The sequence below is a fragment of the Corynebacterium sp. HMSC074C04 genome (genome assembly GCF_001838295.1).
Taxonomy (GTDB): domain Bacteria; phylum Actinomycetota; class Actinomycetes; order Mycobacteriales; family Mycobacteriaceae; genus Corynebacterium; species Corynebacterium amycolatum.
In genome coordinates this window covers 1,264,801-1,277,354 of sequence record NZ_KV836272.1, presented here as the reverse complement: position 1 = coordinate 1,277,354, position 12,554 = coordinate 1,264,801, and the positions used below count along the sequence as shown (strand labels likewise).

10 protein-coding genes, 1 tRNA gene and 1 pseudogene are annotated in these 12,554 nt (G+C 61.4%); 9 read left to right on the top strand and 3 right to left on the bottom strand.

Annotated features, from left to right (window positions below):
- The first annotated feature begins 145 nt into the window (after positions 1–145).
- A complete protein-coding gene (locus HMPREF3011_RS10040; protein ID WP_070841475.1) occupies positions 146–1,135 on the top strand; it encodes an LLM class flavin-dependent oxidoreductase in 990 nt (329 codons plus the stop codon).
- A 48-nt stretch (positions 1,136–1,183) separates the two neighbouring features.
- On the opposite strand, the gene HMPREF3011_RS10035 is transcribed toward HMPREF3011_RS10040, so the two are convergent.
- Both HMPREF3011_RS10035 and HMPREF3011_RS10030 read right to left on the bottom strand, forming a co-directional pair.
- Positions 1,184–2,032, bottom strand: a complete 849-nt coding sequence (locus tag HMPREF3011_RS10035) for a CoA transferase (RefSeq protein WP_070841474.1) — start codon at positions 2,030–2,032, stop codon at positions 1,184–1,186.
- A 9-nt stretch (positions 2,033–2,041) separates the two neighbouring features.
- On the bottom strand, positions 2,042–3,067 hold the full coding sequence (locus tag HMPREF3011_RS10030) for a prephenate dehydrogenase (RefSeq protein ID WP_070841473.1): 1,026 nt from the start codon (positions 3,065–3,067) through the stop codon (positions 2,042–2,044).
- Between the two features lie 38 nt (positions 3,068–3,105).
- Between HMPREF3011_RS10030 and HMPREF3011_RS10025 the strand changes: the two genes are divergently transcribed.
- The 3 genes from HMPREF3011_RS10025 to HMPREF3011_RS10015 all read left to right on the top strand — a co-directional run bounded on the left by HMPREF3011_RS10025 (position 3,106) and on the right by HMPREF3011_RS10015 (position 4,545).
- Entirely contained in the window at positions 3,106–3,663 is a 558-nt protein-coding gene (locus HMPREF3011_RS10025; RefSeq protein WP_005510946.1) for a tRNA adenosine deaminase-associated protein, read from the top strand.
- Positions 3,664–3,775: 112 nt separating this feature from the next.
- Positions 3,776–4,219 (top strand): nucleoside deaminase, encoded by a 444-nt coding sequence (locus tag HMPREF3011_RS10020; RefSeq protein ID WP_049193866.1) that lies wholly within the window; start codon positions 3,776–3,778, stop codon positions 4,217–4,219.
- A gap of 137 nt (positions 4,220–4,356) precedes the next feature.
- On the top strand, positions 4,357–4,545 hold the full coding sequence (locus tag HMPREF3011_RS10015) for a CsbD family protein (protein ID WP_070429201.1): 189 nt from the start codon (positions 4,357–4,359) through the stop codon (positions 4,543–4,545).
- Between the two features lie 108 nt (positions 4,546–4,653).
- Here HMPREF3011_RS10015 and HMPREF3011_RS10010 read toward each other — a convergent pair.
- Positions 4,654–5,633 (bottom strand): annotated as a pseudogene (locus HMPREF3011_RS10010) (diaminopimelate dehydrogenase).
- A gap of 239 nt (positions 5,634–5,872) precedes the next feature.
- Here HMPREF3011_RS10010 and HMPREF3011_RS10005 point away from each other — a divergent pair.
- The 5 genes from HMPREF3011_RS10005 to HMPREF3011_RS09985 all read left to right on the top strand — a co-directional run.
- Positions 5,873–5,963 (top strand) — tRNA-Ser (locus HMPREF3011_RS10005).
- Positions 5,964–6,387: 424 nt separating this feature from the next.
- A complete protein-coding gene (locus HMPREF3011_RS10000; protein WP_070841472.1) occupies positions 6,388–9,435 on the top strand; it encodes an MMPL family transporter in 3,048 nt (1,015 codons plus the stop codon).
- Positions 9,436–9,496: 61 nt separating this feature from the next.
- The gene (gene tgt, locus HMPREF3011_RS09995) at positions 9,497–10,798 is read left to right on the top strand and encodes a tRNA guanosine(34) transglycosylase Tgt (protein ID WP_070841471.1); all 1,302 of its coding nucleotides are present in this window, start codon (positions 9,497–9,499) and stop codon (positions 10,796–10,798) included.
- 179 nt (positions 10,799–10,977) lie between these two features.
- Complete coding sequence (locus HMPREF3011_RS09990) at positions 10,978–11,940, top strand: ABC transporter ATP-binding protein (RefSeq protein WP_187402556.1); 963 nt, start codon at positions 10,978–10,980, stop codon at positions 11,938–11,940.
- 13 nt (positions 11,941–11,953) lie between these two features.
- On the top strand, positions 11,954–12,554 hold a 601-nt coding region (locus HMPREF3011_RS09985; protein WP_070841470.1), incomplete at its 3' end, for an ABC transporter permease.

Genomic DNA, 12,554 nt, shown 5'->3' with positions numbered 1-12,554 from the left:
ACCGCCACCTGCCACCCGCACCCATGAGCCCGTCCACCCACGAGCCACCCCAAACCCCAAACCCCAAACCCCAAAACCTCAACGCCTCAGTATTCGAAACATCTCAAACTCGCAATATCTGCCTAACGGTCTAGACTGTGGAACCATGATTCGTACTGAGTCCATTCTTGACCTTGCTACCGTAGCCTCGGGGCAGTCCCACGCCGACGCCCTACAGGGCTCCATCGATTTGGCGCAGACAGCGGAAAAGGCCGGGTATCAGCGTATTTGGTACGCAGAGCACCACAATATGAACTCCATCGCATCCTCGTCGCCGGCCGTTCTTATCGCAGCCGTGGCTGCAAAAACTGAGAGCATCACCCTCGGCTCCGGCGGCGTCATGCTGCCGAATCACGCACCGCTGACGGTCGCGGAGCAGTTCGGAACTCTCGCGAACCTGTACCCGGATCGCATCGAGCTTGGGCTGGGTCGCGCACCGGGCACTGACCAGGCCACTATGCGCGCGCTGCGCCGTGACCCGCGCTCTTCCGATTCCTTCCCGCAGGATGTGCAGGAGCTGCGCGGTTACCTCTCCGATGAGTCGCTGATCAAGGGCATCAACGCAATCCCGGGTCGTGGCACGCATGTGCCGCTGTACATTCTGGGCTCCTCTCTCTTTGGTGCTCAGCTCGCGGCGGCGCTCGGCTTGCCGTACGCATTTGCTTCGCACTTCGCGCCGGACGCGCTTCGCGATGCCATCGCGGTCTACCGCGAGCAGTTCCAGCCTTCTGAGCAGCTGGATAAGCCGTACGCTTTTGCGGCCATGAATGTGATTGCGTCGGAAAGCGAAGAGGATGCGCAGCAGCAGTACTTCGCTACCCGCAGGAACATGGTCAGGCGGTTCCTGAGTCGCGGTGGGCATCACCTCACTGACGATGAGGCGGAGATTCTGATGGATACTCCGCAGGGGCGCCAGGTGCAGAATATGTTCCGTCATACGGCAGTCGGCACGGTGGCGCAGGTGCGTGAGCAGATTGCGCAGTTCGGTGAGTACTCGACGGCGGATGAGCTGATCGTGGCTCATCAGTCGTTGAAGGTTCCTGACCGACTGCGTTCGGTGGAGCTCACCGCCGAGGCCGCGGGGCTGAGCGCGTAAGGCTCCAGGTCCCCGGTGCCCCGAGGCGCGTGGCGTTGGATTTTCCGCTTACTCCACCGCAGCCAGTGGCAGCGCCTTTTCGCTGGCAAGCTGCATGATTTCGGCGTTGGTGCGCTCGCGGAGGAAATCCGCAAGTTCCTCGCGGTTGCTCGCGTCAGTGGCCTCGGTCAGGGCGGCGGCAAAGTGCGGCTCCAGCGCTGCCACGGCCACGTAGCCGTCGGCGCTGGGGTAGAGGCCGTACGTCCACAGGCCGCCACCGAGTAGTCCGCCGGGCGCCGTCATGCCGTACTTCAGCGGCGCGGCACCGGCCTCGCCCGCCTGCTTTAGGCCGATGCGGCAGTGCAGTCCAGGCTGCTTTACGACGTCCGCCCCAGCACCCGCCCGCTTAATCAACCCGGCAAGGGCAGCGGTGACCGCAAAGTGTGCGCCCAGAATGTCGCCCAACAGCACCGGCGGCATGGCCGGAGGCGTGAGGGTTCCGGCCTCCGCCTGGGAGGGCAGGGCATGGCCAGGTGTTTCTGGAGCTTCGGTATCACCGACAATGTCGATATGTACCGGCCCATTTGGGCGTTCGTGGAGACCCGCCAGCCCCATGCGTTCCAGCGCGGAGGGGCGAACCGAGGTGATGACCACATCGGCCTCATCGATCAGCGAGCTCAGCTGTGCGCGACCCTCATTGCTCTTCAGATCCGCCTGGATAATCTCGTGACCTGCGGACATAGCTTCATACCAGGAGCGGCCGAAGGACCCGAGCGGGTCGCCTGTGGGTGGTTCGACCTTAATCACCCGGGCGCCTAGCTGGCCCAAGTGCTGAGCGGCCAGTGGTCCCGGTACGTTAATGGCGAAGTTGACGACAGTGATGCCTGCGAGGCTGGTGTGCAGCTCGGGGGAAAACATAGTTCCACACTAGAACACATCTATCTGCCCGCCGACGTTTTCGGTCAACTTCAACTGGTTGATCCAGCCGCCCTCGCCGACGCGCAGTCGGAAAATCGGGCGGTGAGCAGGGCGGGCCTCGTAGCGGACACGGGCAATCTGACCGGTTTTGGCCAGGTCCATAGCGGTTCCCTCGGTGGCCAACTGGGTGCGCGCGGCGGTGAGGCGCTCGATGACGTCGTCAAGCGCGGTGAGCACGGGTTCGGTGTTGTTCTCACACCAGGACATGACCATGTCAGGAGCAGCGGCGGCGACGCGGGTGCAGTCGCGGAAAGAGCCGGCTGCAAGCGAAATGGCCAGGGGGCCACCGGCTTCACCGGCGGCGGCAATTGCGTAGGCCGCCAGGTGTGGCATGTGGGAGATGCGGGCGACGCTGGCATCGTGGTGATCGCTCAGCGCTGGAATGAGTTGACTGCCAAGAGCTGCTCCCAAGTTGGCGACCTGCGAAAAGACTTCAATCCACCGCTCCGGGACGGGCTTGCCTGCAGCGTCGGCAGCAGCTGCCAGGTCGTAGGTGATGACCCAGGGGGCGCCGTCGAAAAGCCCTTCGAGCGTGGCGGACCAGCCCGCCTGCGCGGAACCCGCCATTGGGTGCGCGCCGACGAAGCGTTCCTCCATCCCGCGAGCGGAGACCTCGGCGGCGACGGCCGCCTTCACGGAGACCACATCCGTGATGCCACAGCTGGGGGCGTGCTCGTTGATCGCGTCGAGCATCGTGCCGACGACTGTCATGGGGGTGCCAATTACGATGAGCGCGCGACTGGCCTCAGCGCGCTCGAGCGTGGCTTGAAGATCTGTACTGGCGTCGAATCCCTCCTTCGTGGCTTCCTCGACCGTCGTGGACGAGCGATTCCAACCGAAGCATTCGACGTTGTGGGCCCGCAGATCGCGCATCATGGAGCCACCGATGAGGCCCAAACCGAGGATGCATACCGCGGGTAGTTGTGCAGCTGACAGGGAGGACGAAGCAGGGGAGGGGGACTCGAAATTGCTCACCTGACAAGCATGACATACAGCGACTAGCGTTGTGGGTTATGAGCACGACCTTTTCCGGAGGGTACACCTCCGATGACGACCGCTCCTTCGCGGTTGCCGTAACTATGGGGGAGCGCGGTTGGCGCGTCGTCGATCTTGGGGACGACGCCACCGATTCCCTCGCTGACGCTGCACAGGCGCTGCGCAATCTGCGTTCGGAACGCGCCGCTGTCGGAATGCTCAATATCGACGACGATTACTTCATTCTCGTGCGCCAGGGCGTTGGGTCGCTGCGCGTTGTGCTTTCCGACGCCACCGCCGCCGTCACCGACGACATTGCGGCAGATGTGTTCGACGAGCTGGATCTGGATATCCCCGACCTCGACGAGGACGAGCTCGACGATGTCGACGCCTGGGCCGAAGGAGATATGGATATCCTCGCTGACCTGGGCTGTTCGGAGGAAGCCCTGGAGTCCATCTGTGACGATCAGTCGCTGTGGGCGTCCGAGCAGCTTCTGGCCATTGCCGAGGAGCTGGGGTGCGCCGAGGAGCTCGCCGATGTCGCCGACCTGGATTACGACGGTGACGATGACGACTACGACCCCTATGACGACTAACCCTGACAAAGGTCATCTGGCCGGGCGGCCAAGCGTCCTTGCGGCCAGCCAGCCAGCTGGTCGGCCAAGCGCCCTGCCCCGTCGAAAACAGGACATTCTCGACGAAGAGTGGATGCGCCTGGCTATCGCCGAAGCTGCTCACACGGCCCCCGGGGATGTGCCGGTGGGAGCTGTGGTCGTGGATGCCGAGGGCAGGGTTGTGGGCCGGGGCTCGAACCGTCGGGAAGCGGATGGTGACCCACTTGCCCACGCCGAAGTCATTGCGTTGCGCGAGGCCACCCGCGCTGTTGGTGACGGCTGGCGGCTGGAGCAGTGCACGTTGGTCGTGACACTTGAGCCGTGCGTGATGTGTGCCGGCGCGTGCGTCATGGGGCGCGTGGGGCGCGTGGTCTTCGGCGCGTGGTCGCCCAAGACCGGCGCGTGCGGCTCCATCGCCGATGTCATCCGCGATCCCGCCCACGCATTCACGCCGCAGGTGCGCGGGGGTGTGCTTGCCGACGAATGCTCCGTTTACCTGCGCGAATTCTTCGAACGGCAACGGCAGTCGGGAGCGTGAGCGGGGTCACAGTTAGGTCACAATTCCCGCTGTGGCCGTGACGAGCCTCCATTTTCACGTACCGTCGGAACTAGTGGGGCTGCTAGACGGTGGCTCTATAGAAATAGATTAAGTCGTTTACATGGGAGGCTTACATAATGAGCGAGCTGCAGAACAAGGCCGACGAGTTGGGCGGCAAGGTTAAGGAAGCTGCCGGCGACGCCGTTGGCAATGACGACCTGTCAAACCAGGGCAAGGGCGAGCAGGCTGCGTCCAAGGTCAAGCAGGGTGCTGAGGACCTGAAGGATAAGGCTACTGAGACCTTGGGCAAGCTGACTGACAAGTAAAGCGCTTAGCTCTCGGGTAGAGATAACCCCAACCTTCTCCGCTTCTGATGTGCGGAGACGGTTGGGGTTCTTTGTGTTTCGATGGCCGGCTGTCAGCGTTGGGGCTGGCTACAGCTTCTGAGCCACCAGGTCATCCAGTGGTTCGGCGGACAGTAGGTACGGGGCGATCTCGAAGACGGTACGGGCACCAGTCTCGCCAGCCTGCTTCAGGCGGTAGGCAGCGCGACCGTAGGCAACCTGGACGGCTGCGGTGAAGTCGGGGTTGCGCTCCAGTTCGAGACCGAACTCGATGACGTGACCGGAAGTACCGGCTTGGCCACGGGTAATGACCTGGCCGCCGTGCGGCATGCCCTGGTGGTCGCGGTCGAACTCCTCTTCAGAGATGAAGTCCACGATGGTCTCGTAAGGGGCAAAGTAATCCGGCATGGTCACGATGGTTTCGCGGATCTGCTCCTTGAGCTTGGCATCCTCGTCGGCGTTGCCGGTCTCTTCAGCGACGACGAAGCAGTGGCGCAGGTGGCACTCGTTACCCTTCAGGTCTGCGCCCTCGCCCTTCTTCACGGCCTCGATAGCTTCCGGGTTCGGCTTGGTGTACTGGACGCCCTTCTTCACTCCCGGCACACGACGCACGGCATCGGAGTGGCCCTGCGACAGGCCTGGTCCCCAGAAGGTCATCTGGTCTGCGCCCGGCAGGATGGCAGCGCCCAGGACGCGGTTCAGGGAGAACAGGCCCGGGTCCCAACCGGTCGAGATCATGGCGATGTTGTCACCCTCACGAGCGGAGGCGTCCATGGCCGCGCGGTGCTTCGGAATCTCGTGGTGGTTGTCGTAGGTGTCGACCGTCGTAAAGTTCTTTGCTAGCTCAGGGGCCTGCTCTGGGACATCGGTGGCCGAGCCGAGGCACACGAACAGCACGTCTACCTCGTCCTTGTACTTTTCGACATCCGCAGCCGGGAGCACGCGGGCCTCAGTGTCCAGCGAATCGCGACGGGAGAAAACACCGACGAGTTCCATATCCGGCTGGTCGGCAATGACTTTTCGACGCTGCGGCCCAAGTTGCCGTAGCCGATGATGGCGGAACGAATCATGAGGGAGAACCCTTTCTGTGTGGCTGCACTTCTGTGTTTAAGTTTCTAGATTTCAAGCTACAGACTATTCCTTCATATCTCAGCGGGCGTTGGCCACCCCGAAGAGCGCGGTGGTTTACGTGGATGGTGCAGTAGATGGAGTGATTTGGGATGGCGGGGGTTGTGGTTCTGTGCGGACAGCTGAGCCTTCTGACCTGGGGATTTGGTAGATAAAGGGGCTACCTGTAACGTTTTCTAGCGGTGACGTGTCCGAGCGGCCGAAGGTGAAGCACTCGAAATGCTTTGTGCGGTAACCCCGTACCGAGGGTTCAAATCCCTCCGTCACCGCCAATAAACCCCCGGTGGTTCCTTTAAGTAGGAGCCTCGGGGGTTTTGCATTTAATCGGCCCTGATTGCCTGAGTGTGGTGTGTGCGGGGGAGGTGCCCGTCGTAAAGCGGTGAATGGTGAGGCATCCGACCTGGAGCACCTAAATCACAAAAATAACATCAGTAACACACACCCCATTGTTCACGTTTATCCGGGAAGTCCGCTACTCTTAGCAAAAGTATTTCCGGTTTTTATGTCGTGCCCGCCCTCAATGACCATGTCAGCGCCAGAGTTGATGTTGGCCAATCCGGGGTGGTCGCTAGCATCGGAGTAGCGAAGAGGCTTCAAACTGCAGGTGGAGTCCGAGGGAGTGCTTGGTTAGCGCGAACTTGGGGAAGCTGCAGTTGGGGCGGTCCAGGCGAATATTAGACGTAAGGGAAACTTGACATGGCAAAGGCCTTGTTCAAACTCGGCAGGTTCTCCTACCTGCATAAATGGACTGTGATCATCGCGTGGTTCCTGATTTTGGCGGGGCTGGGCGGTGCAGTTGCCGCATTCCAGAAGGGATTCATCGACCAGTTCTCGATCCCCGGCATGCCGTCGGCAACGGCTTCGCACGTGATTGAGGAAAAGTTCCCCGATGTTCCGAACCCAATTCGAGAGCAGCGTATTTATGTCGCCTTCGAGGCCCCGGAGGGGCAGAGGCTCGATGACCCACAGAATAAAGAAGCTGTTGACCAGGTCATTAACGGCATCCGCGACAATGTCGGCCAAATCTCCGATGATTTGCAACTTCACAACCCGGTAGACCTCAATCCGAAGATGCAGGCGATGGTCAAGGAACAGGGCATGGCCGCCGGCCTGCCCAAGGATGTTGCCGAGGCCGATGCCAATGCCCTGCGTACCGTGTCCGATGACGGTCGCTACGGTATTTCCACCTTCGTTTTCGACGCCAAGATGCCGCAGGACATCGAGCCGGAGAATATGCAGGCGCTTCTCGACGCAATGCAGGCCGGTCGTGACGCCGGTATCAAGGTCGAGGCCTCTGGCCCGGGCATGCAGCCCGCGATTGAGGTAGCTCCGACCTCGGAGATTATCGGTGTGACCGTGGCATTTATCGTGCTGGTTGTCACCTTCGGATCTCTGGTCGCTTCGTTCCTGCCTATTGTGACGGCGGTAGTGGGCATTATCATCGGTGTCTTCGGCGTGACATTGATGACCGCATTCACCGACGTCAACTCGATTACCCCGGTACTTGCCGTCATGTTCGGCCTGGCTGTCGGTATTGACTACGCACTGTTCATCCTCTCTCGCTACAGGGCAGAAAGAGCCCGAGGGATGACCAACGAAGACGCCATCGGCATGGCTACCGGTACGGCTGGCTCCGCTGTGGTTTTCGCCGGCCTCACCGTGATTGTCGCTTTGGCAGCGCTGACGGTTGCCAAGGTGCCGTTCATGTCCCTTATGGGTATTTCGGCGGCAATTACGGTGGCCTTCACAGTGCTGGTCTCTCTGACCCTGCTGCCGGCAGTTATGTCTCTGCTGGGCGACAAGGTCTTCGCTGGTCGCGTGCCCGGTGTTGCTGGCAACCCCTCGCGTAATCCGCGCAAGGAACGTCGCTCTTCCTTCTTCGGTGAGATGACGATGGGGCGACGTTGGGTCACTTTCGTGCACAAGGCCCCAGGGTTGTTCCTGGTCGGCTGTATCGTCTTGCTGTTGGCATTGGCCTACCCGGCCATGCACTTGAAGCTGGCGCTGCCGTCCGATTCTACTGCGGCTAAGGACAGCACGAACCGCAAGGCCATCACCATGATTGAAGAGGGCTTCGGCGCGGGACGTAACTCTCAGCTCATCATTATTGCCAAGTCGGACGATGTGAAGCCCGATGCGCCGGTGCTCAAACCACTTATCGAGTCCCTGAGACAGACCAACCCGGAACTCTCTGACATCGAGGCCGCCCGCAAGGCTTCCTATAGTTACGCTGTCGACCAGTTCAAATCCAACGTCGGTGTCGAGCACATCCAGATGATTGGCATGAATCATGACGGCACTGCGGTCAAGATGATTATGACCCCGAAGTCGGGTCCACTCGATCCTGCGACCAAGCAGCTGATGAACGCGGTGCGCGATCAGCAGAAGCAGATTGAGCAGACCACCGGCCTATTCACCGGTGTCACTGGCCTGGTTCCTATTGAAATTGACATCACTGACCGCCTCCAGGGCGCAATGCCGCTCTACTTGGGCGTTGTCGTGGGCCTGGCAGTGATCCTGCTGCTGATGATTTTCCGTTCCCTGATGGTGCCGTTGACTGCGGGTGTGGGCTTCTTGCTCTCTGTCGCAGCCGCATTCGGTGTCACAGTGGCATTTTTCCAGGACGGCCTCTGGGGCGTGATTAGCACTCCGGGTCCGCTGGTCAGCTTTGTGCCAATCTTCCTCATCGGCGTGACGTTCGGTTTGGCCATGGACTATCAGGTCTTCCTGGTTTCCCGCATGCGCGAGCATTACACCCACAACAAGGGTGAATCCTCACCAGAGTCGAAGTACAACGCGGTCGAAGAATCGGTCGTTGAGGGCTTTACTCTCGGCGCTCGTGTGGTCACTGCCGCTGCGATTATTATGATCTCCGTCTTCGCGGCTTTCGCCGGGCAGCCCCTGGCGATTATTAAGGTATTCGGCTTCGCGCTGGGTGCCGCAGTGCTTTTCGACGCCTTCGTTATTCGCATGACCTTCATCCCGGCATCCATGTTCCTGCTTGGCCGCGCTACGTGGTACATGCCGAAGTGGCTGGACAAGGTGTTGCCTTCTGTGGATGTCGAAGGCTCTGCCCTGGAAGAGGTTTCCGAGGAGCTGGTGGAGAAGGGCCGCCGCGAGCGTATGGCTCGCGGTGAGTCCCTGTTGCCCGAAAGCGAAGGTGCTGGGCGTGGCTTTGGCGACACGGACGCTGACGAGGACGAAACAGACAGTGCCGATGGTGAAGTCGGTGCTGGTGCAGAGGGGGCAGCCGCTGCAGCTGGTACAGGGGGTACAGCGGGCGGCACTGCTGTGGCTGTCGCGACCAAGAAGCGTAACCGCTGGATTCCGAAGCGGAAGAAGGCAAAGCTGGAGGAAGTCGAGCAGGCTGACCAGGCTGAGCAGACTGAACAGGCCGAACAACCTGAGCGCTCCGAGCAGGCCGAACCGTCCGCCCCGACGGCACCAGCTGAGCCGGAGCAGGCCGAACAGCCGGAGCCGACAGAGCAGCCGGAGCAGGCAGAGCCGACCGAACAGCTCATGCAGGCAGCGCCAGCTGAACCAACCGACGCCCAGCCGAACCCGGAAAACGCCAAGGACATCGAGGTCCGCCCGTACTACAGCCCGGCTCGCAAACGGAAGAAGATTACGGTTGCGGAACTGATGAAGCGCGAAGGACTCGAAGAGGAAGCGCCACGTCGTAGCCGCGCCGTGTGGGACCCGGAAAACGCTGCCCAACCCGAGGAAAACGACAGCGCTGAGTAACTCCACCTGCCACCACAGGTAACCTCAATGCATTAGCACTGGAACACAACCAAGGAGCTTCATGTCGCAGTCGAGGACGACGGGCTTTGACGTCGTAAAGCAAATCGAAGGCGCGCGCGGACGTGCTGGCACCATCCACACCCCGCATGGCGATATTGCTACGCCGGCGTTCATTCCGGTCGGCACGAAGGCGACCGTGAAGACGCTCACGCCCGAGCAGGTGCGATCCACCGGCGCGCAGGCGATGCTGTCGAACGCGTACCACCTGTACCTGCAGCCCGGCGAGGAAATCGTCGACCAGGCCGGCGGATTGGCTAAGTTCTCCAACTGGAACGGTCCGACGTTCACCGACTCCGGTGGATTCCAGGTGCTCAGCCTCGGCGCGGGCTTTAAGAAGACCCTCGCGATGGACGTCACCGGCATGCAGAAAGACGACATCGTCGCCGAGGGCAAAGAGCGCAACGCGTTCGTCGATGAGGACGGCGTGACTTTCCGCTCGCACATCGATGGCTCCGCGCACCGCTTCACGCCGGAGGTGTCCATGCGCATTCAGCATGCGCTGGGCGCTGACATCATGATGGCATTTGACGAGCTCACCACGCTCATGAACACCCGCGGCTACCAGGAGGCATCCGTCGAGCGCACGCACCGCTGGGCGCGCCGTTGCCTGGAGGCTCACAACGAGCTGACAGTTTCGCGCGGTCAGGTCGACGGGCACGTCCATTCGCTTGACGACGGCCAGTTGCCCATCCAGCAGTTATTCGGTGTCGTGCAGGGTGCCCAGTACGAAGACCTGCGCCGCAAGGCCGCTCGTGGGCTAGTCGAGCTCTCCCGCGAGTTCGAGGACGCCGGCCAGCTCGGTTTCCACGGCTATGGCATTGGTGGGGCGATTGAGAAGCAGAATCTGGGCCTGATCTGCGGTTGGGTCAATGACGAGCTTCCCGACGACCGCGCCCGCCACCTACTGGGAATCTCGGAGCCGGACGATATTTTCGCCGCTGTCGGGGCCGGTGCCGACACCTTTGACTGTGTGGCTCCGACCAGGCTTGCCCGCCGTGGTGGTGTGTACACGCTCGATGGCCGGATGACCTTGACCAATGCCCGTTTCAAGAACGACTTCCGCCCCGTGGACGCGGAGGTGCCCTCCTACACGTCGCTGAATTATTCCCGGGCCTACCTGCATCATTTGTTGAAGGCCAAGGAGTATCTGGCCGGCACGCTGTGCACGATTCACAACCTGTTTTTCATGGTCAAGCTGGTGGAGAACATTCGCGCTGCAATCCTGGAGGACCGGTTCTTCGAGTACCGCGATGAGTTCATGGGCCGCTACTACGCCAATGGCGGCCGCGCGGTGGGGAATTAGCGGCTGAGGACTGGGGTGGGGCTAGACTTCTAGCTTTTCGCACTTCACGACAGCCATGTCACCTCGTGCCAGCTGTGGAGGTGGCATGAGGTGACACCCGTGTCGTGAAGTGGAACTTGGGCCCGGGGACCTCAAAACTAGACCTAGCTCTACTGCGCGAGGCAGTCTCAACCGGCATCATGGAGGGCATGATCACGGTTGAACGACTCAGCAAGAAGTACGGCTCGAAATTAGCCGTCGATGACCTGTCCTTCACCGTTCCCGACGGTGTAGTGACAGGTTTTCTCGGCCCAAACGGCTCCGGCAAGTCCACCACCATGCGCTGCATGCTGGGCCTCGATGCCCCGACCACGGGCCAGGCCTTGTTCACCGGGACGGATTCACAGGGCAACACCTACAGCAACCAGCCCTTTTCCACGCTGAAGAATAAGCCCAGCGTCGCGGGCGCAATCCTGGATGCGACGTGGCACAACAAGGCTCGTTCGGGTCGTGCTCATCTGCGGGCCCTCGCCCGCGGCGCCGGCATCCCCGACACCCGTGTGGAGGAGTGCCTCGAGCAGGTCGGTATGACCGAGGCGGCGAAGGACAAGGTCGGCGGCTATTCGCTGGGTATGAAGCAGCGTCTGGGAGTGGCGGCGGCTCTGCTCGGCAAGCCGCAGCATCTGATCTTGGATGAGCCGGTCAACGGCTTGGACCCGGAAGGCGTCTCGTGGATGCGCCACACCATCAAGGCCCTGGCAGCACAGGGCTGCGCTGTTCTCGTGTCGTCGCACCTCCTTTCCGAGATGCAGCTCACCGCCGACCGCATTGTCGTCATCGGTCGCGGCCGCATGATCGGCGAGTACACCATGGACGAATTCCTCGCCGACGGCACGGTCGTCGAAGTTGAGGTCGATGATCCGGCTCGGCTGCTGCAGGCGTTGGGGCCGGTGGCGCGTGGGGTTGACGTCGATAAGCAATTGCGCATTCCGCTTTACGACGGCATCAGCGAGCAGCAACTCCGCCGCGACATTGCGGCTGCTGCCCTGCGTGAGGGGCTGCTGGTGACGCGGTTGAACACGAAGCGCGACAACCTAGAGGAAAAGTTCCTGGCTGCGACCCAGGAATCGCAGGAGTACCGCGCGCAGGCGATTGGGCAGTAGGGGAGTGACTGAGATGAGTTTTGGAAATGCTTTGCGGTCGGAATGGACGAAGCTAGCCAGCCTGCGCGGTACGTGGGTGTATGTGGTGCTGTTGGTCGGCTCGATAGCTGGGCCGATGGTGGCTTTCAGCATGGCGGCCGACGTTGGTGCGACAGCTGATTGGGAATTGCTGCTGTTGGGGACGGTGATCTTCAACATGATCGTGATTGCCTTTGGCGGCTCCACCCTGGCGGGTGAGTACAACGATCAGATGAATGCGCATGCGTTCTTGACGCAGGATCGAAGGAGTTTGTGGCTGGCCGCGCGGATGACGCTGACGCTTGTGTTGATTGCTGCCTGTTGGGTCATCGGTGTAGCTATTGCCTGGTTGGCAGTGACAGTTTCGCCGCGCGTGGAGTTCGAGGGCGGTGACGCTGCCACGGACATGCTCGCCGGAGTGCTTGGCTTTGTCGTGTTTGGGCTGATCGCGATGTCGCTGGGAGTGTTGACGCGCTCGCGCGTGGCCGCGGTCGCCATCCCGCTGGTGTGGATCCTGGTGGTGGAAAGCATGCTGGAGTTCGCGGCGCTGGCGTATGCGATTTTCCGGCCACTGTGGCTGGTCACGCCGGGGGCGC